At 61.3% G+C, this 22923-nt stretch carries 23 protein-coding genes; 13 read left to right on the plus strand and 10 right to left on the minus strand.

The genetic code is table 11. The annotated features are described in order from the left end of the window. Nucleotides 1–2 precede the first annotated feature (2 nt). From ATH90_RS00260 to ATH90_RS00280, 5 genes are read left to right on the plus strand one after another with little or no spacing between them, the layout of a single operon-like run. Entirely contained in the window at nucleotides 3–767 is a 765-nt protein-coding gene (locus tag ATH90_RS00260) for an SURF1 family protein (protein WP_069078646.1), read from the plus strand. After that, the gene (locus tag ATH90_RS00265) at nucleotides 733–1317 is read left to right on the plus strand and encodes a hypothetical protein (RefSeq protein ID WP_069078782.1); all 585 of its coding nucleotides are present in this window, start codon (nucleotides 733–735) and stop codon (nucleotides 1315–1317) included. The genes ATH90_RS00260 and ATH90_RS00265 overlap by 35 nt, the downstream gene beginning before the upstream one ends. Before the next feature lie 10 nt (nucleotides 1318–1327). Beyond that, a complete protein-coding gene (locus tag ATH90_RS00270) occupies nucleotides 1328–2407 on the plus strand; it encodes a COX15/CtaA family protein (protein ID WP_034110597.1) in 1080 nt (359 codons plus the stop codon). Beyond that, the gene (gene cyoE / locus ATH90_RS00275) at nucleotides 2395–3294 is read left to right on the plus strand and encodes a heme o synthase (protein ID WP_034110598.1); all 900 of its coding nucleotides are present in this window, start codon (nucleotides 2395–2397) and stop codon (nucleotides 3292–3294) included. The genes ATH90_RS00270 and cyoE overlap by 13 nt, the downstream gene beginning before the upstream one ends. Then, nucleotides 3291–3926, plus strand: a complete 636-nt coding sequence (locus ATH90_RS00280; RefSeq protein WP_098465477.1) for an SCO family protein — start codon at nucleotides 3291–3293, stop codon at nucleotides 3924–3926. The genes cyoE and ATH90_RS00280 overlap by 4 nt, the downstream gene beginning before the upstream one ends. An 87-nt stretch (nucleotides 3927–4013) precedes the next feature. On the opposite strand, the gene ATH90_RS00285 is transcribed toward ATH90_RS00280, so the two are convergent. The 3 genes from ATH90_RS00285 to ATH90_RS00295 are packed head-to-tail and all read right to left on the minus strand — an operon-like array spanning nucleotide 4014 to nucleotide 6515. Then, nucleotides 4014–4784, minus strand: a complete 771-nt coding sequence (locus tag ATH90_RS00285; protein ID WP_069078648.1) for a MetQ/NlpA family ABC transporter substrate-binding protein — start codon at nucleotides 4782–4784, stop codon at nucleotides 4014–4016. 49 nt (nucleotides 4785–4833) lie between these two features. Next, complete coding sequence (locus ATH90_RS00290) at nucleotides 4834–5508, minus strand: methionine ABC transporter permease (RefSeq protein WP_034110605.1); 675 nt, start codon at nucleotides 5506–5508, stop codon at nucleotides 4834–4836. Then, complete coding sequence (locus tag ATH90_RS00295) at nucleotides 5508–6515, minus strand: methionine ABC transporter ATP-binding protein (RefSeq protein ID WP_034110607.1); 1008 nt, start codon at nucleotides 6513–6515, stop codon at nucleotides 5508–5510. Before ATH90_RS00295 ends, ATH90_RS00290 begins: the two co-directional genes overlap by 1 nt. A 193-nt stretch (nucleotides 6516–6708) precedes the next feature. Here ATH90_RS00295 and katE point away from each other — a divergent pair, with 193 nt between their 5' ends. After that, nucleotides 6709–8922, plus strand: coding sequence for a catalase HPII (gene katE, locus ATH90_RS00300; protein ID WP_167356513.1), 2214 nt, complete (start codon nucleotides 6709–6711; stop codon nucleotides 8920–8922). 94 nt (nucleotides 8923–9016) lie between these two features. Here katE and ATH90_RS00305 read toward each other — a convergent pair whose 3' ends face one another. From ATH90_RS00305 to ATH90_RS00320, 4 genes are read right to left on the minus strand one after another with little or no spacing between them, the layout of a single operon-like run. Continuing rightward, nucleotides 9017–9736 (minus strand): PA5502 family lipoprotein, encoded by a 720-nt coding sequence (locus ATH90_RS00305; protein WP_034110611.1) that lies wholly within the window; start codon nucleotides 9734–9736, stop codon nucleotides 9017–9019. Nucleotides 9737–9773: 37 nt separating this feature from the next. Next, nucleotides 9774–10562, minus strand: a complete 789-nt coding sequence (znuB, locus tag ATH90_RS00310) for a zinc ABC transporter permease subunit ZnuB (RefSeq protein ID WP_034110613.1) — start codon at nucleotides 10560–10562, stop codon at nucleotides 9774–9776. After that, on the minus strand, nucleotides 10555–11340 hold the full coding sequence (gene znuC, locus ATH90_RS00315) for a zinc ABC transporter ATP-binding protein ZnuC (RefSeq protein ID WP_098465478.1): 786 nt from the start codon (nucleotides 11338–11340) through the stop codon (nucleotides 10555–10557). Before znuC ends, znuB begins: the two co-directional genes overlap by 8 nt. Continuing rightward, a complete protein-coding gene (locus ATH90_RS00320; protein WP_034110617.1) occupies nucleotides 11340–11822 on the minus strand; it encodes a Fur family transcriptional regulator in 483 nt (160 codons plus the stop codon). The genes znuC and ATH90_RS00320 overlap by 1 nt, the downstream gene beginning before the upstream one ends. A 58-nt stretch (nucleotides 11823–11880) precedes the next feature. On the opposite strand from ATH90_RS00320, the gene ATH90_RS00325 reads away from it, so the two are divergent. Next, complete coding sequence (locus tag ATH90_RS00325; protein WP_034110619.1) at nucleotides 11881–12810, plus strand: zinc ABC transporter substrate-binding protein ZnuA; 930 nt, start codon at nucleotides 11881–11883, stop codon at nucleotides 12808–12810. A gap of 83 nt (nucleotides 12811–12893) precedes the next feature. On the opposite strand, the gene ATH90_RS00330 is transcribed toward ATH90_RS00325, so the two are convergent. Together ATH90_RS00330 and ATH90_RS00335 are read right to left on the minus strand one after the other, a co-directional pair. Further along, a complete protein-coding gene (locus ATH90_RS00330; protein ID WP_098465479.1) occupies nucleotides 12894–13847 on the minus strand; it encodes a homoserine kinase in 954 nt (317 codons plus the stop codon). Between the two features lie 56 nt (nucleotides 13848–13903). Further along, a complete protein-coding gene (locus ATH90_RS00335) occupies nucleotides 13904–14194 on the minus strand; it encodes a DUF2782 domain-containing protein (protein ID WP_012721523.1) in 291 nt (96 codons plus the stop codon). Nucleotides 14195–14268: 74 nt separating this feature from the next. On the opposite strand from ATH90_RS00335, the gene polA reads away from it, so the two are divergent. After that, on the plus strand, nucleotides 14269–17046 hold the full coding sequence (gene polA, locus ATH90_RS00340; RefSeq protein ID WP_098465480.1) for a DNA polymerase I: 2778 nt from the start codon (nucleotides 14269–14271) through the stop codon (nucleotides 17044–17046). A gap of 269 nt (nucleotides 17047–17315) precedes the next feature. On the opposite strand, the gene yihA is transcribed toward polA, so the two are convergent. Then, nucleotides 17316–17957 carry a ribosome biogenesis GTP-binding protein YihA/YsxC gene (gene yihA / locus ATH90_RS00345; RefSeq protein WP_025854318.1) on the minus strand — a complete coding sequence of 214 codons (642 nt, stop codon included), beginning with the start codon at nucleotides 17955–17957 and terminating at the stop codon, nucleotides 17316–17318. A 192-nt stretch (nucleotides 17958–18149) separates the two neighbouring features. On the opposite strand from yihA, the gene ATH90_RS00350 reads away from it, so the two are divergent. From ATH90_RS00350 to ATH90_RS00370, 5 genes are all read left to right on the plus strand, one after another. Next, complete coding sequence (locus ATH90_RS00350; protein ID WP_034110625.1) at nucleotides 18150–18452, plus strand: c-type cytochrome; 303 nt, start codon at nucleotides 18150–18152, stop codon at nucleotides 18450–18452. A 34-nt stretch (nucleotides 18453–18486) separates the two neighbouring features. After that, on the plus strand, nucleotides 18487–19113 hold the full coding sequence (locus ATH90_RS00355; protein ID WP_034110627.1) for a c-type cytochrome: 627 nt from the start codon (nucleotides 18487–18489) through the stop codon (nucleotides 19111–19113). A gap of 168 nt (nucleotides 19114–19281) precedes the next feature. Then, complete coding sequence (dsbA, locus tag ATH90_RS00360; protein WP_033899253.1) at nucleotides 19282–19917, plus strand: thiol:disulfide interchange protein DsbA; 636 nt, start codon at nucleotides 19282–19284, stop codon at nucleotides 19915–19917. A 10-nt stretch (nucleotides 19918–19927) separates the two neighbouring features. Further along, nucleotides 19928–20806: an endonuclease/exonuclease/phosphatase family protein gene (locus ATH90_RS00365; RefSeq protein WP_034110630.1), complete on the plus strand. Its 879-nt coding sequence runs from the start codon at nucleotides 19928–19930 to the stop codon at nucleotides 20804–20806. Continuing rightward, the gene (locus ATH90_RS00370; RefSeq protein WP_098465481.1) at nucleotides 20803–22860 is read left to right on the plus strand and encodes a GGDEF domain-containing protein; all 2058 of its coding nucleotides are present in this window, start codon (nucleotides 20803–20805) and stop codon (nucleotides 22858–22860) included. The genes ATH90_RS00365 and ATH90_RS00370 overlap by 4 nt, the downstream gene beginning before the upstream one ends. The last annotated feature ends 63 nt before the right edge of the window (nucleotides 22861–22923 follow it).

A 22923-nucleotide genomic window follows, 5' to 3' on the forward strand; every position in this document is an offset into this window, starting at 1 on the left:
CAATGAAAACAAGTATAGCCAGCGCCGCAAAACGCTTTCGTCCAGGGATCGCACCCACCTTAGTGGTGCTGGTCCTGCTGCCGTTGATGGTGGGCCTGGGGTTCTGGCAACTGTCTCGTGGCCATGAAAAGCAGCGGCTGGTGGACAGTTATACCGAGCGGCGCGCGGCGGACCCGATCAGCAGTGCGCAACTCAACGACATGGCTGACCCGGCCTTTCGCCGCGTGCGGCTGCGCGGGCAACTCGATGCCGAACATAGCATCTTCCTCGACAACCGCCTGCGCGACGGCAAGGCCGGCGTCGAACTGCTGCAGCCTTTCCACGACCAGGCCAGCGGGCAGTGGCTGTTGCTCAATCGCGGCTGGTTACCCTGGCCGGATCGGCGCACGCCGCCGGTCTTCAGCACTCCGGATCAACCGTTGAACCTGGATGCCTGGGTCTATGTCGCTCCCGGCGAAACCTTCCAGCTGCACGCCGACCCGACGGGTGCGCAATGGCCGCGACTGCTGACGGCATTGCACCCTGGCGCGTTGTGGGCAGAGTTGGGGCGCAGCGGTTTCGCCTACGAGCTACGGGCCGAAGCCGGCCCGGGTACCTATGAAACCACCTGGCCTATCGTGGCCATGGGGCCGGAAAAACACCTGGCTTACGCCGTGCAGTGGTTCGCCATGTCGCTTGCCCTGCTGGCGCTTTATCTCTACCTCGGATGGCACAACAAAAAGGAGAAGCCCCATGGGAGCGGCCATGAATCCACTCAACATGTCTGAAGTGCCTGATCGGCGCAAAGGCCGTTGGCAGCTGATGCTGATCTTGATGATGGTGATCGGCCCGATGGCGCTGGCGACCTTCATGTACAAGCTGCAGTTCTGGGTGCCGGACAGCCGCAGCTACCACGGGGAGATGATCGGCAACGGCCAGACCCGTGCCGATATTGGCGTGCAGGCCGATGAGCAGCGCTGGCAACTGCTGGTGACCGCACCCGCGGCCTGCGCCGCAGATTGCCAGCAACTGGTGTACCTCGCGCGGCAATTGCAGATAGGCCTGGGGCGCGATGCCTCCCGCGCCAGTCATGCCCTGGCCAGTGCCCAGCCGCTCGGCAGCGACTACGAGGCCAAGCTCAAGGCGGAGTACCCGCAACTGCAGCGTTACCCGCTGGACCTGTCGACCTTCAGTAAAAACGCCGGTGCACCGGGGGATGCGCAACTGTGGATCGTCGATCCCCACGGCAACCTGGTGCTGCGCTACGACGCCAAGGTCAAGGGCAAGGACTTGCTCAACGACCTGCGCCACCTGCTGAAACTGTCGAACATCGGATAAGGGCATCGTCATGGCCAAACCTGGATTTCGCCTCGCGTTGTTTGCCACCTTGCTGGCGCTGATCGTGGTGCTGCTCGGCGCCTATACGCGCCTGACCCACGCCGGCCTCGGTTGCCCGGACTGGCCCGGCTGCTACGGCTTCATCAGCGTGCCCAACACCGAAGCCCAACTGGCCCATGCGCAGCTGCATTTCCCCGATACGCCGGTGGAGGCGGACAAGGGGTGGGCCGAGATGACTCATCGCTACTTTGCCGGCACCTTGGGCTTGCTGATCGTGCTGCTGGCCGCGCGCGCGTGGAGCCATCGGCGCGATCCGGGCCAGCCGGTGAAGTTGCCGCTATTTGTGCTGGCGGTGGTGGTCGCGCAGGCCGCATTCGGCATGTGGACGGTGACGCTGAAACTGTGGCCGCAGGTGGTCACCGGGCATTTATTGGGCGGCTTTGCGACCTTGAGCCTGCTGTTTCTGCTGACCCTGCGCTTGTCCGGCGTACTGCCCGCCTTGATCGTGCCCAAGCGCCTGCAATATTGGGCGACCGCCGGCCTGGTGCTGGTGATCGGCCAGATTGCGTTGGGTGGCTGGGTCAGCTCCAACTACGCGGCGGTGGCGTGTATCGATTTACCGACGTGCCATGGCCAATGGTGGCCTGCAGCGGATTTCGCGAATGGCTTTCATCTGACCCAGCACATCGGCCCCAACTACCTTGGCGGGCAGTTGGACAGCGAGGCGCGCACGGCCATCCACCTCACCCACCGCATCGGGGCTGTCATCGTCAGCCTGGTGCTGCTCGGCTTGGCCTGGCAGCTGCGCGCGGTCGGTATGACACGGCTGGCCGGCGTGTTGCTGATCGCCCTCGCGGCGCAAATCTGCCTGGGCTTGAGCAACGTATATTTTCATCTGCCACTGCCGGTCGCGGTAGGGCATAACGCCGGCGGTGCTGCCTTGCTGCTGACGCTGGTACTGGTCAACTATCACGCCCGCACGAGCCTCGTCAGGGTGCGCAACCAGTTGCCGTTCGGCTGGCGCTTTATCCCGCGCAAACAGGTCTCGGGCCTGATTACCCTTAAAGGAGAGATGCCATGGCGACCTTGATCAGCGCGCGCCCCGGCCAGGCGATCTGGCGTGATTACCTGGAGCTGACCAAGCCGAAGGTGGTGGTGCTGATGCTCATCACCTCGCTGGTGGGGATGTTCCTGGCGACGCGTGCCGGCGTACCGTGGACGGTGCTGGTGTTTGGCAACCTGGGGATTGCGCTGTGTGCGGGTGGTGCGGCGGCGGTCAACCATGTGGTGGATCGGCGCATCGACGCGGTGATGGCGCGTACCCACAAGCGACCGTTGGCGCAGGGGCGGGTGTCGCCGTTGGCGGCATTGGCGTTTGCATTGTTTCTGGCTGTTGCAGGATTGGCGCTGTTGCTGGCGTTCACCAATCCGCTGGCGGCCTGGCTGACGCTGGCCTCGCTGCTCGGTTATGCGGTGATCTACACCGGCTTTCTCAAGCGCGCGACGCCGCAGAATATCGTCATTGGTGGCCTCGCCGGTGCGGCGCCGCCGCTGCTGGGATGGGTCGCGGTCACCGGCCACGTGAGCGCCGAACCGTTGCTGCTGGTGCTGATCATCTTCGCCTGGACCCCGCCGCACTTCTGGGCCCTGGCCATCCATCGCAAGGAGGAATACGCCAAGGCCGACATCCCGATGTTGCCGGTGACCCATGGCGAGCACTACACCAAGGTGCACATCCTGCTCTATACCTTCGCCCTGCTGGCGGTGAGCCTGATGCCCTATGTGATTCATATGAGCGGCCTGCTGTACCTCGCGTGCGCACTGCTATTGGGCGGGCGCTTTCTGCAATGGGCCTGGGTGTTGTACCGTGGCGGTCGGCCGCACGCGGCGATCAACACCTTCAAGTACTCTATCTGGTACTTGCTGCTGCTGTTTATTGCCCTGCTCGTAGACCACTACCTACTGTTGAACCTATGACTCGAACTCAAAAAACTGTCTTCATCCTGGTGGCCCTGGTGGCATTGATCATGGGCCTGACCGTCAACAAAGTGCTCTCGGGCAAGGGCCAGGGCGACCCCACCGCCTTGATCGACGCCGGCATCATCCTGCTGCCGCAAAGCCGCCAGCTGCCGCCAGTGACCATGACCAACCAGGAAGGCCAGCCAGTGCTGGTCAACGACCTGAAAGGCAAGTGGAGCCTGCTGTTCTTCGGCTACACCTTCTGCCCGGACATCTGCCCGACCACCCTCGCCCAACTGCGCCAGATCAAGAGCGAACTGCCCAAGGAGGCGGTGGACAAGTTGCAGGTGATCCTGGTCAGTGTCGACCCGAACCGTGATACGCCGAACCAGCTCAAGCAGTACCTGGGTTATTTCGACCCGCAGTTCCAGGGCCTGACCGGCGCGAATGTGGAGGAGGTGCAGAAGGTCTCGAATGCGGTGAGCATTCCGTTCATCCCGGCCGATACCAGCAAGCCGAACTACACCGTCGACCACAGCGGCAACCTGGCGTTGATCGGGCCGGATGGGACGCAGCGTGGGTTTATTCGTGCGCCGTTGAATAACCAGAAGCTGGTCGCGCAGTTGCCGGTGTTGTTGAAGCGTCCATAAGCCTTGCGCCTATGCCGCGGCCAACCCCGCCCACTGTAGGAGCCGGCAAGCCAGCTTCTACAAGTGGGTTTTGGGTGCTTCGGGGGATCAGAACGCGGGCTTGATCGCGCCTTTGTACTTCTCTTCGATGAATTGCTTCACTTCAGGCGTGTGCAGGGCTGCAACCAGCTTCTTCACGGCGTCCGAGTCCTTGTTGTCTTCGCGGGTCACCAGGATGTTCACGTAAGGCGAGTCGCTGCCTTCGATGACCAGCGCATCCTTGGAAGGGTCCAGCTTGGCTTCCAGCGCGTAGTTGGTGTTGATCAGCGCCAGGTCGACCTGGGTCAGCACGCGCGGCAGGGTGGCGGCTTCCAGTTCGCGGAACTTGAGGTTCTTGTCGTTCTTGGTGATGTCCTTGATGGTCGACAGGATGTTGGTCGGGTCCTTCAGGGTGATCAGGCCGTTCTTGGCCAGCAGCAACAGCGCGCGGCCGCCGTTGGTGGCGTCGTTCGGGATCACCACGTTGGCGCCGCTTGGCAGATCGTCGAGCTTCTTGTACTTGCTGGAGTAGGCGCCCAGGGGCTCCAGGTGCACAGCACCGACGCTCACCAAGTGAGTGCCCTTGGCTTTGTTGAATTCATCCAGGTACGGCTGGTGCTGGAAGAAGTTGGCGTCCAGGCGCTTTTCGGCGACTTGTACGTTTGGCTGCACGTAGTCGGTGAAGACTTTGACCTGCAGGTCTACACCTTCCTTGGCGAGGGCAGGTTTCACGAATTCGAGGATTTGCGCGTGGGGAACCGGCGAAGCGGCGACCGTGATGGTCTCGGCATGGGCGGAAAACGCGGCAACGGCGGCGAAAGCAACCAGTAGTTTTTTCATCCAACAAGCTCCTTGTTCGGGCATGGGCCGGCGCGGCCGGCCATGGCCGTTATTTTCGAGAAAAGTGCACCACCAGCTTGTCGCCGACGGTTTGCAGAATTTGCACCAGGATCAATAGCATCACCACGGTGACGACCATCACATCGGTCTGGAAGCGCTGGTAACCGAAGCGGATCGCCAGGTCGCCCAGGCCGCCGGCGCCCACTACACCGGCCATGGCCGTGTAGGACACCAGTGTAATCGCCGTCACCGTAATCGCTGCGAAAATGCCCGGGCGTGCTTCGGGCAGCAAGGCATTGATGATGATCTGGCGCGTGCTGGCCCCCATGGATTGCGTGGCCTCGATGATGCCGCGGTCAACTTCGCGCAGGGCGGTTTCCACCAGGCGCGCAAAGAACGGCGTGGCACCCACGACCAGCGGCGGAATTGCACCCGCCACGCCCAGCGAAGTACCGGTGAGCAACACCGTGAACGGGATCATCACGATCAGCAGGATGATGAACGGCAGCGAACGCAGGATGTTCACGATCAGCGAGAGCAACGCGTACAGGCCTTTCTGTTCGAACAGTTGGCGCGGGCTGGTGAGGAACAGCAACACGCCCAGGGGCAGGCCCAGCACCACGGTGAAGAACAGCGAGCCGAACAGCATGGTCATGGTGTCGCCAGTGGCCAGCCAGATTTCGGACCAGTCGATATTGGCGAAGAAACTCAATAGGACTTCCATTAGCGCAGGACCTCCATGTGGACGTCGGCGGCGGTGAAGCGGGCAAACGCGGCCTCCATGTCGCCGCCGGTAATGGCGAGGGTCAGTTGCCCGTAGGGGATGTCTTTGATGCGGTCGATACGACCGGCGAGGATGCTGTAGTCCACACCCGTTTCGCGGGCGACGGTACCCAGCAGCGGCGCGTAGGTCGCTTCTCCCTGGAAGGTCAGGCGCACGATACGGCCCGGTACGTGGGCGAAGTCATCGCGTTGCTCACCTTCGTCAACCTGCTCGGCTTCTTGCACGAAGCGCTTGGTGGTTGGGTGCTTGGGGTGCAGGAACACATCGGCCACCGAGCCTTGCTCGACAATCACGCCAGCGTCCATCACGGCCACCTGATCGCAGACGCGGCGGATCACGTCCATTTCATGGGTGATCAGCACGATGGTCAGCTTCAACTCGCGGTTGATCTCGGCCAGCAGTTGCAGCACCGAAGCGGTGGTCTGCGGGTCGAGGGCGCTGGTGGCTTCGTCGCACAGCAAAATCTTTGGCTTGGTTGCCAGGGCGCGTGCAATGCCGACGCGTTGCTTTTGGCCACCGGACAATTGCGCCGGGTACTTCTTGGCGTGGTCCGACAAGCCAACGCGCGCGAGCAATTCTGCAACGCGCTGGTCGATTTCCTTGCGCGACAGCTCGCCCGCCAACGTCAGCGGCAGTGCCACGTTGTCAGCGACGGTCTTGGAGGCGAGCAGGTTGAAGTGCTGGAAGATCATCCCGACCTGCTGACGGAAACGGCGCAGGCCGTTGGCGTCCAGGGCGGTGACTTCTTCGCCATCCACCTTGATCTGGCCGCCACTCGGTTCTTCGAGGCGGTTGATCAGGCGCAGGAGTGTGCTTTTACCCGCACCGGAGTGGCCGATCAGGCCAAACACCTGGCCGTTTTCGACACTCAAGCTGGTGGAGTGCAGCGCGGGGATATCCTTACCGGCGACGCGGTAGGTTTTATGGACGTTATGAAACTCGATCACGTAGCGAACCTTGTGGGGCGCATGGAAAAGGGATCAGCGGTTAGCCGGGCGCGCATTTTAGCCTGTCCGTATAGCGTTTCTTAGCATTTATTTCGCATTCAACCAGCGATTTGGCAATAACGCGATCAAAGGTCATAAAAAAGGAACGGTGCAAAACGGTGTCAGTCATTACTTAAGCAACTCGATTTCCCAGGTGCCGTGCCTGGGGTTTTGCTCAAACGAGCCGGGGATCGCTCTGGCCACTTTGAATAAGGAGTTTTGTCTGATGAGTACCAAGAAGCCAGCCACCCCGCCGAAGAGTGAACTTGCGGGCACCGATACCTTGGACCGTGGCAACACCAACGCCAAACTGCAGGCCCTGGAGGAATTCCGCTCCGACGCGACCGGCCAGGCCCTGCGTACCAACCAAGGCGTTAAGATTTCCGACAACCAGAACACCCTGAAAGTCGGCTCCCGTGGCCCGTCGCTGCTGGAAGACTTCATCATGCGTGAAAAAATCACGCACTTTGACCATGAGCGCATCCCGGAGCGCATCGTGCATGCCCGGGGTACCGGCGCCCATGGCTATTTCCAGACTTACGAGAACCATTCGGCGCTGAGCAAGGCCGGGTTCCTGCGTAATCCCGAGCATAAAACCCCCGTGTTCGTGCGCTTCTCTACCGTGCAGGGCCCGCGCGGCTCGGGCGACACGGTGCGCGACGTGCGTGGTTTCGCCGTGAAGTTCTTCACCGACGAAGGCAACTTCGACCTGGTGGGTAACAACATGCCGGTGTTTTTCATTCAGGACGCGATCAAGTTTCCCGACTTTGTCCACGCGGTGAAACCTGAGCCTCATAACGAAATTCCTACGGGCGGCTCGGCCCACGATACGTTCTGGGATTTTGTTTCGCTGCAGCCGGAATCGGCGCATATGGTTCTGTGGGCAATGTCTGACCGTGCGATTCCGAAAAGCCTGCGTGCCATGCAGGGTTTCGGTATTCACACCTTTCGCTTGATTAACACCGAAGGTAAGTCGAGCTTCGTGAAATTCCACTGGCATCCGAAGGTCGGCACTTGCTCCCTGGTGTGGGACGAAGCGCAAAAGCTTGCCGGTAAAGATACCGATTACCACCGTCGTGACCTGTGGGAAGCCATTGAGGGGGGCGACTACCCCGAGTGGGAACTGGGTGTGCAAATCGTCGCGGAAGAAGACGAGCACAAGTTCGACTTCGACCTGCTCGACCCGACCAAGATCATCCCCGAGGAGCTGGTGCCGATTACGCCGCTGGGCAAGATGGTACTTAACCGCAACCCGGACAACTTTTTCGCCGAAGTCGAACAGGTCGCCTTTTGCCCAGGCCACATCGTGCCGGGTATCGACTTCACCAACGACCCGCTGCTGCAAGGCCGTCTGTTTTCCTACACCGACACCCAGATCAGCCGTCTCGGTGGTCCGAACTTTCATGAGCTGCCGATCAATCGGCCCGTGGCGCCCTTCCACAATGGCCAGCGCGATGCCCAGCACCGCACCGTGATCGACAAGGGGCGTGCGGCGTACGAGCCTAATTCGATTGATGGCGGTTGGCCGAAGGAAACGCCACCGGCGGCTCAGGATGGTGGTTTCGAGACCTATTACGAGCGGGTCGATGCCAACAAAGTACGTGAGCGCAGTGAGTCGTTCGGTGATCATTTCTCCCAGGCCACGCTGTTCTTCAATAGCATGAGCCATCACGAGAAAGAGCACATCATCGCCGCCTACAGCTTCGAGTTGGGCAAGGTGGAGCGCGAGTTCATCCGCGCCCGTCAGGTCAACGAGATCCTGGCCAATATCGACTTGGAGCTCGCCAAGCGCGTGGCGCAGAACCTGGGTCTGCCGGCACCGACCAAGGGCACTGTGCCGCCACGCAAGACCTCGCTGAAAGCGTCGCCAGCGCTGAGCCAGGTCAACTTGCTGTCGGGCGATATCAAGACGCGCAAAGTGGCGATTCTTGCCGCGAACGGCGTTGATGGTGCTGCAATTGATGCGCTGAAGAAGGCACTGGAAGCTGAGGGCGCACATGCCAAGCTGCTGGGGCCAACCTCGGCGCCGGTGAAGACCGCTGATGGCAAGAGCCTTAAGGTGGATGCGTCGATGGAAGGTATGCCGTCGATTGCATTCGATGCGGTGTTTGTCCCTGGCGGGAAAGACTCTGTGAAAGCCTTGAGTGGTGATGGCGTGGCGTTGCACTTCCTGTTGGAAGCGTACAAGCACCTGAAGGCGATTACCGTCGCCAGCGATGCCAAGCCATTGCTGGATCTGTTGAAGCTTGAGGCGGATGCGGGATTGATCGTCGGGTCGGATGCCAAGGCGTTCAAGGCGTTCTTTGCCGCGATTGCCCAGCACCGGGTCTGGGACCGTGAGCCGAAGGCCAAGGCGATTCCGGCTTAAGCGCCTGCTCGGCTACTAGAGCGCTTTCGCGGGCAAGCCCGCTCCCACATTTGAACTGCATTCACGTGTGGGAGCGGGCTTGCCCGCGATACTTTTACTCCGCCTTGCGCGGAATCAGCACAATCTGGGCCGGAATATTCTTAAGAATCTGCCGGTGAATCTTCAGGTCATACCCTGAGTCGATACGTTTCACCCGTTTGGTCAGCAACGTGGCCAGCCACGGGTAATCCTCCGTGCGCGGCGCCTGGATGCTCACATCGCACTGGTAATTCACCACGTCGGTGGCAATTGCATCCAGCTGGTGGCGCAGTTCTTCGATATTGGTGAGGTTCAATGCCACGGTCGTGCTGGGCGCAGCCGGGTCGATGACCTTGGCCGGGGGCTTGGCTTCGGCCGCTTTCAGGGCCGCCTCGGCTTTGTCCAGCTCGGCTTTGCGGGCATGGGTGATGGCGCTGTTCACGCCGCCGGTCAGCGCGGGGGCCTTGGGCATCAACGCCCGGGCACGGCTCAGGGCGGTGGCGGCTGCGTTGACATCACCCTTTTGCAGCACGACCTGGCTGCGCTGCAGGTACGCTTCCGCCAGTTGGCGCTGATAGGCTTCAAGCGCCGGGTCATTAGGCGATTGGGCCTGCAACGCGGCCAGTTGGTCTTCGGCCGTGGCCAGCTCGCTGCTGGCCAGGTTTTGCTCCAGCTGCGCGATGGCCGCAGCGCGTGCGTCCGGGGCCTCGGGGGCGGCGGGCGGTGTGCTTTGACAGGCGCCCAGCAGCAGGGAAAATGCGGCAAGGAGCAGATAACGGGAGGTGAACGGCTTCATTCCTGCGACTCTCTATTTGCGCAAAAAGCGAGCAAGTCTACACCCCTCGACGGGGCAGGACAAAACTCAGCAGAAACAGGGCGGCGGCCGTGACCACTATCGATGGGCCGGCCGGCGTGTCCTTGAACCAGGACAGCGCCAAGCCACCGCACACTGCAAGCATCCCCAACAGGCTGGCGCCGATCGCCATTTGCTCCGGCGAACGGGCATGGCGCTGGGCAGCGGCTGCAGGAATGATCAGCAACGACGTGATCAACAATACGCCCACTATCTTCATCGCGACAGCAATCACCACGGCGATCAACAGCATCAGGGCCATGCGCAGGCTCGGCACGGGCAAGCCTTCCACCGTCGCCAGTTCTTCGTGCACGGTAATCGCCAACAGTGGGCGCCACAGGGCTACCAGCAGCAGCAGTACCGCCGCGCTGCCGCCGAGGATCCACGCAAGGTCGGTGGGGCTGATCGCCAGCAGGTCGCCGAACAGGTAGGCCATCAAGTCGATGCGCACTTCGTGCATGAAGCTCAGCACCACCAGGCCCAGGGACAGCGTGCTCGGCGCCAGGATGCCCAGCAAGGTGTCGGAAGCCAGGGGCTGACGCTGTTGCAGGGTCACCAGCAGCACCGCCAGGAGCAGGCAGCCCACCGTCACGGCGATGGTCGGGCTGACATCCAGCAAGAAGCCCATGGCCACGCCCAACAGCGCAGCATGTGACAACGTGTCGCCGAAATAAGCCATGCGCCGCCAGACCACGAACGAGCCCAACGGGCCCGCTACCAACGCCAAAGCCAAGCCTGCCAGCAGGGCGTAAAGCAGAAAATCAGCCATGCTTGCAGCTATCTCCATGAACGTGGGTGTGAGGGGGGGTAGGATCGTCCACCACGGCGCCATGCAAATCGTGGGCGTGGTCGTGATGGTGGTGATAAATCGCCAGGCTCTGGGCGTTCTTGCCGAATAGCTCGACGAACGCCGGGTCACCGCTGACTTGCTCAGGGTGACCGGAGCAGCACACGTGACGGTTGAGGCACACCACCTGGTCGGTCGTGCTCATCACCAGGTGCAAATCGTGGGACACCATCAGCACGCCACAGCCATGGCGGTCGCGCAGGCGAGTGATCAGGCTGTACAGCTCGGCCTGGCCGGCGACATCGACGCCTTGTACGGGCTCATCCAGCACCAGCAGTTCCGGCTCGCGCAACAGGGCGCGGGCCAGCAGCACGCGCTGCATTTCGCCGCCGGAGATGCTTTGCACCGGGCTGTCGATCACCTGTTCAGCGCCGACTTCCTTGAGCGCTGCCTGGGCACGGGCGCGGTCAACCCCCGGCACCAGGCGCAGGAAGCGCAGCACGGACAGTGGCAGTGTCGGGTCCACGTGCAGCTTTTGCGGCATGTAGCCGACGCGCAGTTTGGGTTTGCGCCAGACGCTGCCGGTGTCGGGCTTGAGCAAGCCGAGTACGGCACGCACCAGGGTGGTCTTGCCAGCGCCGTTGGGGCCGATCAGGGTGACGATCTGCCCAGGCTCCACGCTCATTGCGATGTTATCCAGCACGTTTTGCCCGGCAAACGTGACCCCGACTTTCTCCAGGCGGATTAACGCGTTGCTCATCAAGCCCCCTGGCAGCCCGAGCACAGGCCGACCACTTCGACCGTTTGCCCTTCGACCTGGAAGCCGACCTCGGCAGAGCTTTTGACGATGGCGTCGCTGATGCTTTTCTGTTCAAGCTCGATGGCGGCGTGGCATTCGCGGCAGATCAGGAATTGGCCCTGATGCGCGTGTTCCGGGTGGCTGCAGCCAACAAAGGCGTTCAGCGAGGCAATGCGGTGCACCAGGCCGTTTTCGAGCAAAAAGTCCAGCGCGCGGTACACGGTCGGCGGCGCTGCGCGACGGCCATCTTGCTCGCTGAGCACGCCGAGAATGTCGTAGGCACCCAGTGGCTTGTGGCTCTGCCACACCAACTCCAGCACGCGGCGACGCAAGGCGGTCAGGCGCAACCCCTTCTGTGTGCACAGGGTGTCGGCCTCCGACAGCGCGGTATGCACGCAGTGAGAGTGGTCATGGGGACGGCTGGCAAGCGGTGTTTTAGGCATGAGCGGCGACAGATATTTGATAGAGACGTTATTATGTTACCCGTTCCTACGCCATTGAGTGGTCATCGTGTCCCGACTTTTTCCCGTTTTTGTCGTATTTGTCACCAGTTTGTTCATCGCTGGCACCGCTCAGGCCGAGGTCAAGGTACTGACCAGCATCAAGCCATTGCAGTTGATTGCCGCTGCCGTGCAGGACGGCGTGGCGGTTCCCGAGGTGCTGCTGCCGCCGGGTGCATCGCCGCATAACTATGCGTTGCGACCATCCGACGTACGGCGTGTGCAGTCGGTGGACCTGCTGTACTGGATCGGCCCGGATATGGAGAGTTTCCTGCCGCGCGTGTTGAAAGGTCGTACGGCAGCAACGGTGGCCGTGCAGGATCTTCCCGGTATGAAGCTCCGTCGATTCGCCGAAGATAGCCACTCGCACGCCGACGATGCCGACGAACACGATCACGATCATCGCCCTGGCAGCCTGGACGCGCACCTGTGGTTATCGACCGTGAACGCGCGTGTGATTGCAGCACGCATGGCGACTGACCTGGCCGCCGCCGATCCGGCCAATGCCGCACGTTACCAGCGCAACGTGAAGGCCTTCGATGAGCGCCTGGATGCTCTGGATGCTCGACTCAAGGCACGCCTGGCGCCGATTGGCAGCAAGCCGTATTTCGTGTTCCACGAGGCCTTCGATTACTTCGAAGACGCTTACGGGCTCAAGCATGCCGGTGTGTTCAGCGTTGCCGCAGAGGTGCAGCCCGGCGCCCAGCACGTAGCCGCGATGCGTACGCGTTTGCAGGAGGTGGGCAAGACGTGTGTGTTCAGTGAGCCGCCATTGCGTCCGCGGCTGGCTGAAACGCTGGTCGCCGGTTTGCCGGTGAAGCTGGCGGAGTTGGATGCGTTGGGTGGCTACACGTCGGCCACGGCTCAAGGCTACGAGCAGGTGTTGGAGAAGTTGGGGAATGATCTGGCGGGTTGCCTGGAATCGCTCTGACCGCCAGCCCCGGTCTCATGTGGGAGCTGGCGTGCCTGTGACGCCGTCAGGTCAGCCAGCTTCCCCGTCGACCCGCTGGTGTTCTAGAGCGCGAACGGCAGTTGGACGGTTACCTGCTGGCGCTGCACCAGCCGATGCTCGAACTCCGCCGGGTCATGGATCAACACATCCTGCCCGGCAAATGATTCGGCTGCGATCAGGCGCGACAGCCAGAACCGCACGCAGGCTACGCGCAGCATGGTCGGCCACAACTCCGCTTCCCTGGCGGTAAATGGCCGCAGGCCTGCGTAGGCGCCCAGCAATGCCCGAGCGCGTTGCCCATCAATCACGCCATCGGCGTCCGAGCACCAGTCATTCAAGGCGATCGCCACGTCATAGAGCATTGGCCCGGAGCAGGCGTTGTAGAAGTCGATCAGGCCCGTGAGATGCGTGCCTTCGAACATCGCGTTATCGCGAAACAGGTCGGCGTGAACGTTGGCGCGTGGCAGCGCGAGGATCTGGGCCTTGTGCGCTTCGATCTCGGTCAGCGCCTCTTGCAGCAGTCGCTGCTGTGCATCGTTCAAGTGCGAAATGAGTTGCGCGCCTTCGCTGAGCATCCAGTCCAGGCCGCGATCGGTCCTGCGTTCCAGCACCTTTTCGCCTTGCGTTGCCAGGTGCAGGTGGCCAAGCAGGTCGCCCACCTGGGCACAGTGCTGGGCATTGGCGTCCTTGATGTGCTTGCCGGCCAGGCGCGGTTGCAGCAGGGCCGGTTTACCCTTCAGTTCGCGCAGGGCCACGCCATCGGTGGTGCGCAGGGCGTAGGGCACGGGCAGTTCGGCGTCGTGCAGCACGTCGAGCAATTCGATGAAGAAGGGCATTTCTGCGACCGGGCCGCGTTCAACCAGGGTCAGGACGAACTCGCCCTGCTCCAGGCTGATAAAGAAATTGGTGTTTTCACTGCCGGCGGCAATCCCCTGGAAGTCGATCAGGCGGCCGAGCCCGTAAGGGGCGAGAAAGGTTTCCAGCTCGGGCCGAGCCAGGGGGGTGAACACAGACATGGTTAAAACTGCCAGTACGGGCGCCGCGGTGCGCGGCGCCAATTGATGTTAAGAAATCATTTCCATTCGAAGATCTTCCATGACGGGATCAGCATATCCGGCTGGTCAGAGCGGATGAAGTTCGCATCGGTTCCGTCCGCACGCACCAGGAAATACGGGGGTGCCCCCTTCGGTGTCACCTTGATTGCGTACAGGAAACCATTCTGGCGGTACTCCTGGATGGTCTTGTCGCCCTCCGTGCGAATGGTCACTTCCGGATCGCCTCCGGGGGCGTCGTCTGCCGCCATGGCAGCCATCGGAGCGAGTGCAATCAAGCCGGTCAACAGCAGGCGATTGAATGTACGCATGATAACCTTGTCCCTTTGTCGTCATTGGTCCGGCTATTCTAGCGCCTGACCCGCCGAAAAGGTTGATTCTGCTCATGAGCCAAGCACCCCTCGTCCTGGTGGACGGTTCTTCCTATCTGTACCGCGCCTTCCACGCGCTGCCACCGCTGACCACCTCCAAAGGCCTGCCCACCGGCGCGGTCAAGGGCGTGTTGAACATGCTCAAAAGCCTGCGCAGGCAGTATCCGGACAGCCCGTTCGCGGTGGTGTTCGACGCCAAGGGTGGGACCTTTCGCGATGACATGTATGCCGAATACAAGGCCAACCGCCCCAGCATGCCCGATGACATGCGACTGCAGATCGAGCCCCTGCACCAGAGCGTGATCGCCCTGGGGTTCCCGCTGTTGTGCGTCGAAGGCGTCGAGGCCGATGACGTGATCGGCACCCTGGCCCGCAGCAGTGCGGCCGCTGACCGTCCGGTGGTGATTTCCACTGGGGACAAGGACATGGCCCAACTGGTCGACGGGCACATTACCTTGGTCAACACCATGACCGGTAGCGCCATGGACGTTGAGGGCGTGAAGGAGAAATTCGGCGTCGCTCCCGAGCAGATCATCGACTACCTGGCATTGATGGGCGATTCCTCCGACAACATCCCGGGCGTCCCGGGCATCGGTCCGAAGACCGCTTCGGGCTTGCTGGTCGGCGTGAACGGTGGCCTCAAAGAGCTGTATGAGCAGCTGGATATTGTGCCGACCCTGCCTATCCGCGGGGCGAAGACGCTGCCAGCGAAGCTGGAAGAGCACAAGGAGATGGCCTTCTTGTCCTATCAGCTGGCGACGATCAAGGTCGATGTACCGCTGGACGTGGGCCTGGAAGATCTGCACCTGATCGAACCCGACCGTGAAAAGCTGCTGGAGCTGTACACGCTGCTGGAGTTCAAGAGCTGGTATGAAGAGATCCAGCGCGACGCCAAGCGGGTTGAGCTCAAGGCGGCTCCTGTTGTTGAAGAGGTCATTGAAACTGTGGCGCCGGCAGAGGCGACCTACACCACCATCCTCGACCAAGCGACGTTCGACGTCTGGCTGAAGAAACTCAACGACGCCACGCTGTTCGCCTTCGACACCGAAACCACCGGGATCGACGCCCAGCGCGCCCAGTTGGTGGGGGTCTCCTTCGCTGTGCAGCCCCATGAAGCGGCCTACATCCCACTGATCCACTCCTACATCGGCGCGCCGGAGCAGTTGGACCGCGACACCGTGCTGCTGGCCCTGAAACCATTGCTGGAAGACCCGACCAAGCTCAAGGTCGGCCAGCACGCCAAGTTCGACATGAACATCCTGGCCAACTGCGCCATCGGCGGCGACCCGGCACACGGCATTACCGTGCGTGGCATCGCGTTCGACACCATGCTCGAATCCTACGTGCTGAACGCCACCGCAACGCGGCATGACATGGACAGCCTGGCCAAGAAATACCTGGACTACGACACCGTCGCCTTCCAGGACATCGCTGGCAAGGGCGCCAAGCAGCTGACCTTCGATCAGATCGCGCTGGAGCAGGCCGGCCCCTATGCGGCGGAAGACGCCGATGTGACCTTGCGTCTGCATCAGGCGCTGTTTGCGCAACTGAGCGCCCTCCCTAGCCTGGCAAGTGTACTCACGGATATCGAGATGCCGTTGGTGCCGGTGCTGGCCCGTATCGAGCGCCAGGGCGCGCTGGTCGACAAGGATCTGCTGGGCATCCAGAGTATCGAGCTGGGCAACAAGATGGTCGAACTCGAGCGCCAGGCGTTCGAGATCGCCGGTGAGGAGTTCAACTTGGGTTCGCCCAAGCAACTGGGTGCGATCCTGTACGAAAAACTCGGCCTGCCGGTGTTGAAAAAAACCGGCAAGGGCCAGGCGTCGACGGCCGAAGAAGTGCTGGCAAAGCTCGCCGAAGATGACTACCCGCTGCCCAAGGTGCTGATGCAGTACCGCAGCATGAGCAAGCTGAAAAGCACCTACACCGATCGCCTGCCGGAACAGATCAACCCGCGCACCGGGCGTATCCACACGTCCTATCACCAGGCGGTGGCAGCGACTGGGCGGTTGTCTTCCAGTGATCCGAACCTGCAGAACATCCCGGTGCGTACCGCCGAAGGTCGGCGGATTCGCCAGGCGTTCATCGCGCCCAAAGGCTACAAACTGCTGGCGGCGGATTATTCCCAGATCGAGCTGCGGATCATGGCGCACCTGTCCAAAGACGAAGGGTTGATGAATGCCTTCCGTCACAACCTCGACGTACACACGGCCACCGCGGCCGAGGTGTTTAAGGTTGAGCTGTGCGATGTCACTTCCGACCAGCGTCGCAGTGCCAAGGCGATCAACTTCGGTTTGATCTACGGCATGGGCGCGCAGAAGCTTGGCAAGGACATTGGCGTCGATACCAAGACGGCCAAGGCCTACATCGATGTGTATTTCGCCCGTTATCCCGGGGTTCGCGAGTACATGGAGCGCACCCGTGCCCAGGCATCCGATCAAGGCTTCGTCGAGACTTTCTTCGGTCGCCGCCTCTACTTGCCGGATATCCATTCCAACAAGCCCCAGGAGCGCGCGGCCGCAGAGCGCACCGCGATCAACGCGCCGATGCAGGGCACGGCGGCAGACATCATCAAGAAAGCCATGGTGCTGGTGGACAACTGGCTGGCCGATTCAGGCCTGGATGCCAAGGTGATCCTGCAGGTGCACGACGAATTGGTGCTGGAAGTGCGCGAGGACCTGGTCGCGCAAGTCAGCGAGAAGATTCGCGAGCACATGAGTGCCGCTGCCCAGCTGGACGTGCCGTTGCTGGTGGAAGTGGGCGTGGGCGATAACTGGGACGAAGCGCACTGATTGCGGGGATTTGCCACCACGTTGCGTGGTGGCAGAGTGCTTTAGTGCAGAAGGTGCCGTCAGTTATTTCCAATAGTTTTTTGAACCTGCCGGAACTTAACCCGTGAACTGCCACTCAGAGTTACTGAATGGGTGGTGAAGCCCTTCAATGCTCCTATGTTGTGTTAAGTGTTGGCAGATATCTGGACCCCGCCCTAGCGGTCCGGAACTTGAACCCCGAACTTCCCCTCCCCATACGAAGTCCGGGGTTTTTTTTGCCCGCAGAAAAGTTACTCCGCGATTTCCGCGCCTTTGTCTGCCAGCTCCATCCAGCCGGCCAGCACGGTGTAAGCCTCTTCCAGGCCCATGCGTTTGGGCGCCGAGAACAGCTGGATGGTGATCGCATCACCCCAGCCTTTACGGATTTCTGACTGCACTTTGAGCAGGGTGTTCTTGGCGGCGCCGTAGGTCAGCTTGTCGGCCTTGGTCAGCAGGATATGCATCGGCATGCCGCTGGCCACAGCCCAATCGAGCATCAGCAGGTCGAAATCGGTCATCGGATGGCGGATGTCCATCATCAGAATCAAACCCTTCAAACTCTCCCGGCCACCCAGGTAAGCCTCCAGGTGACGCTGCCAATGCAGCTTCAGCGGGATAGGTACTTTTGCGTAACCGTAGCCCGGCAGGTCGACCAGACGCCGATCATCGTCTAGCTTGAAGAAATTGAGCAGTTGCGTACGGCCCGGGGTTTTCGAGGTGCGTGCCAGGCTGGCGTGAGTCAGGGTGTTCAGCGCGCTGGACTTACCGGCGTTGGAACGACCGGCAAAGGCGACTTCAAAGCCTTCGTCATCGGGGCATTGGTCAACTTTGGCGGCGCTGAGCATAAACGTGGACTGTTGGCACAGGCCGAGGATGGGATTCTTGAGTTGCATGAGTTTTCCGATGTGGGCGGTGCCGAGAAAAGGTGCGGCAAGCGGTGTCGTTTCCGTTTCAGTAGCGCCAGTATATAATGCCGCAGATTTTGTGTGTGCTTTGTCCCAGCGAAGGATGAAGTTCACGGGAGCGATAGACCTTTATTGCGCATTAGAACGCAAAACGCTCTCAAACCCTGAAATGGTCGACGTATGACCAAGTGGTTGCTTGCTATCGGTGTCCTGCTCCCGCTTTACGGCGCTCAGGCTACACAGGATCCGGAAGCGGTGTACAACCGAGTTTGCGTGGCTTGCCATGCCGGCCAACTGCCCAATGCCCCCAAGCGGGGTGATCAAGCAGCTTGGAAGCCAAGACTGGCTAAGGGCATGGACACGCTGGTGCAACACGTGACCCAGGGTTTCAAGGCAATGCCGCCGCGTGGTTTGTGCATGGACTGCAGTACTGAGGATTACCAGGCCATCATTGAGTTGATGGTGAGTAAACCCGGTAGATAACTCTTAAACCCCTTAGCCGTAGTTGGATTAGCTGATGAACAAACTGATCGTGAGTCTGCTGTTGACCTTGGGCATCACAGGCGTCGCCGTCGCTGCAGAGGGCCCCCTAAAAGGTGATGCCACTGCCGGGCAAGCGAAAGCCGCCGTATGTGGTGCCTGCCATGGACCGGATGGTAACAGCCCGGCGCCGAACTTCCCCAAGCTGGCCGGCCAGGGTGAGCGTTACCTGACCAAGCAACTGCACGACATCAAGGATGGCAAGCGCACGGTGCTGGAAATGACCGGCTTGCTGACCAACCTCAGCGATCAGGACCTGGCAGACCTCGCGGCGTATTTTGCCAGCCAGAAAGGCAGCGTGGGAGCTGCTGATCCGAAGCTGGTGGCCCGTGGAGAAAAACTGTTCCGCGGCGGCGACCTGGAAAAAGGTCTGCCAGCCTGCACCGGCTGCCACTCGCCAAATGGCGCGGGCATAGCCGCCGCCGGCTTCCCGCATCTGAGTGGCCAGCACGCGACCTACATTGCCAAGCAGTTGACCGATTTCCGTAAGGAAGAGGCGGGACGAGCCAACGATGGCGACGCCGCGATCATGCGCACCATCGCCCGCAAGCTGAGTGATGAAGACATTGCAGCGGTCTCCAGCTACATCCAGGGCCTGCACTGAGGTGCATGCAACGTTAACACTCGATTAATCCGGTGATGCAAGCATAAAAAGGGTGGCCCAGGCCGCCCTTTTTTGTGGCCGGTGCCGTTACACTAACGAACTCATGCCCGCGTAGACCTGTCACAACAAAGGTCGCGTGAGGCGACTTTATTTGTCCAGGAGTAAAGCATGCGTAATCTGATCCTCAGCGCCGCTCTCGTCACTGCCAGCCTCTTCGGCATGACCGCACAAGCTGCCGATGTGCCGCTTGAAGCCGGTAAAACCTATGTTGAATTGGCTAACCCGGTTCCGGTTTCGGAGCCAGGCAAGATCGAGGTGGTGGAGCTGTTCTGGTACGGCTGCCCGCATTGCTATGCTTTTGAGCCGACCATCAACCCATGGGTCGAGAAACTGCCTAAAGACGTCAACTTCAAGCGTATCCCTGCCATGTTCGGCGGCCCATGGGATGCACACGGCCAACTGTTCCTGACCCTGGAAGCCATGGGTGTGGAGCACAAGGTCCACAACGCGGTATTCGATGCGATCCAGAAGCAGGGTAAGCGCCTGACCAAGCCAGACGAAATGGCTGACTTCGTGGCCACCCAGGGTGTCGACAAGGACAAGTTTCTGGCCACATTCAACTCCTTCGCGATTCAGGGCCAGATCAAGCAGGCCAAGGAACTCGCGCAGAAGTATGGCGTGCAGGGCGTTCCAACCATGATCGTCAACGGCAAATACCGTTTCGACCTGGGTACCTCCGGTGGTCCTGAACAGACTCTCAATGTTGCCGACCAGCTGATCGCCAAAGAGCGCGCAGCCAAGTAAGGGGCCTGTCATGCGCCGCTGGGGTACCGAACGTGCTGTTGGCCTGCATGATCCGCAGGTCAACGAACATCACCTGGAGTCCACGGGCCTGCCGGCAGACAGTCGCCTGCGGCTGCTGAGCTTTAATATTCAGGTGGGCATCAGTACCGAGAAATACCGGCATTACCTCACCCGTGGCTGGCAGCACCTGCTGCCCCACAACGGGCGTGCCGGCAACCTGCAGAAGATCGGCAACCTGTTGAATGACTTCGACCTGGTTGCCCTGCAGGAAGCTGACGGCGGCAGCATGCGCTCCGGTTACATCAACCAGGTGGAACACCTGGCCCAACTCGGTGCTTTCCCTTACTGGTACCAGCAGCTCAATCGCAACCTCGGGCGCCTGGCACAGCACAGCAATGGCGTGCTCAGCCGCTTGAAGCCCTCCGCCATCGAAGACCACCCGCTACCAGGCCCCAAGGGGCGGGGTGCGATCCTCGTGCGTTTTGGCGAAGGCCCGGAGGCCTTGGTGGTGGTGATGATGCACCTGGCGCTGGGTGCCCGTACCCGCACCCTGCAATTGGCTTACATCCGAGAGCTGATTGGCAATTACAAACACCAGGTGCTGATGGGGGACATGAATACCCACGCCAGCGACCTGTTGATGAATTCTCCGTTGCGCGACCTCGGGCTACTGGCACCGCAAGCCGAAGCCACGTTCCCAAGCTGGCGCCCGCAACGCTGTCTTGACCATATCCTGCTCAGTCCTACCCTCACGCTCGAGAGTGTGCAGGTGCTGGCGCAGCCCATCTCCGATCACCTGCCGGTCGCGGTAGAGATTCGTCTGCCGGGTTCGCTGACGGCTGATGCATTACCCGCGTTGAGCCCCGGCCCTCGCGGACCCCTTGCATGAGCGACGACGCCCAGCGCTGGAAAGAGAAATACCTCAAAAGCATCGAGCAACAGGAAAAGCTCGAACGCCGGTGGGCCGCCCGCCTCGACTTGCTGCGCCGTGGGCTGGTGCGCAGCACGCTGGCCGCCGAGGGCACCGACCGCGCGGTCGACCAATGCATGAAGGAAATGCGCGACGTCGTGCGTACCGATGATATGGACGCCGCGCTTGCCGCCTTGTTGCCGCGCCTGGAAAAAGCCGTACTGGATTCGGAGCAGCGCCGCGAAACCCGGGTCGATCAGATCAGCACCGCGCTGACGTCCCTGGTCACTCAACTGCAAAAACTGCCATTACCCCGTGAAGTGGCCCGGCCGCTGAAGGCGTTCGCCAAGCAGTTGGACGGTCGAGTCAGCCAGGCACGTGAGATCCCCTTGCTGCTCAGCGAGTTGAGCGGCCTTCAAGGCCAGGCGCTGAACAACCTGGAGCCGGACGGCGAAACCACGCGGTCTGGGCCTGGGCTTCTGCAGCGCCTGTTCGGTTCCAAGGAGGTCGCAAACGAGGGCGTGACCAGCGAGCCAACACCCGCCCCTGCCGCGCAACCCGCAGTGGCCAAGCCTGTTGCTGAGCCTCAGCCGCCCGAGCCTGAGCCCGAGCAGTCCGAGGCGTTGACACAGGCCCTGCGCGCCTTTGCGCCGCAGTCTCAAGAGGCGGTTGCCCCCGCAGTTGAGCTGGCCGCACCCGCCAAGGTTGCCGAAGCTGCCAGCGAGACGTTTGTCTACGAAGCCCCGGCTCAGGCTGCTCCCCTTGACGTGCCCTTGGCGCGTGTCGAACCCGAGCCTCAGGCCGAACAAGCTGCATCGCAAAGCGCCCTCGCCGCCTTTATTGAACCGCCTGACGTCAAGGTCGAAGCCCCCGATGAGACCGTCATCGGTAGTCTGTCGCTCCCTCCCGTGCTGGAGGTCGAGCAGTCCGACCCTGACGAGCTGCAAGCGGGCGGCCCTTACTCCCTGCCCGATTCGCCGGAGCCATCCTACAGCTCCGTGGCCAAGCACATTGAAGACACCCTGCTTGGTCTGCTGGATGAGCTTTCCTTGCCCGAGCGCCATCGGCCCCAGGCCGAAGCCATGCGCGAGCGTCTTGCCCACGGCTTGAACTGGTATGAATTGCTGCCGATCCTCGATGACCTGGCCGTGTTGATGCTGGCGGTCACCGACAGTGGCCAGCATGAGTTCGAGGCTTACCTCAAGCAGCTCAACGAGCGTCTCGAAGCGTTCCAAGGGCATTTGCAGGTCGCCAGTGACGGCCATGCCGATAGCCGTTCCGCCGCCCGGGAGTTGGACACGCAGATCCGTGAACAGGTCGACGGGCTGCAAAGCAGCGTGCAGGACGCCGCCGACCTGGAAAGCCTCAAGCACGTATTGGAAAGCCACCTCGAAGGCCTGCTCGGCACCATGGATGAACACCAGCAGCAGCGCGACCAGCGCGAGCAGGAAACGGCCGCACGCCTTAAAGGCCTGGCTGAGCGGGTCGCCAATATGGAGCAGGAAGCCCAGGGCTATCGCGAGCACCTGGAGGTGCAGCGCCAGAAGGCCTTGATCGATCCGCTCACCGGCCTGCCCAACCGCGCCGCCTGGAGTGAGCGTCTGGATCATGAAGTCAATGCCTGGCATCAACGTGGCAACAGCCTGTCGCTGGCGATGCTGGACCTCGATCACTTCAAGCGCATCAACGACGGCTACGGCCACCTGGCTGGCGACAAAGTGCTGAAAATCATCGCCAGCGTGCTGCGAAAGCGCCTGCGCCCGACCGACTTTATCGCGCGTTTCGGCGGTGAAGAGTTTGTGTTGCTGATGCCAGACTCATCCCTGACGGATGCCCTGGCAGCGGGCGAGGTATTGCGTGCAGCGATCGAAGCCTGCCCATTTCACTTCAAGGGCGAGCCGGTGACCATCACCGTGTCCATGGGTGTGGCACAGTTTCAACCGGGAGAACGCAGTGACTTGGCGCTCAAGCGTGCCGATGCGGCGCTGTATCGGGCCAAGGCAGCAGGGCGTAACCAAGTACAGGCAGCCTAAAAAGATGTTCCATTTTGTAATTTGACGGCTGGGTCATAAACGGTACGTTACACTGTTGCATTA

This window comes from Pseudomonas lurida, from assembly GCF_002563895.1.
GTDB lineage: Bacteria > Pseudomonadota > Gammaproteobacteria > Pseudomonadales > Pseudomonadaceae > Aquipseudomonas > Aquipseudomonas lurida.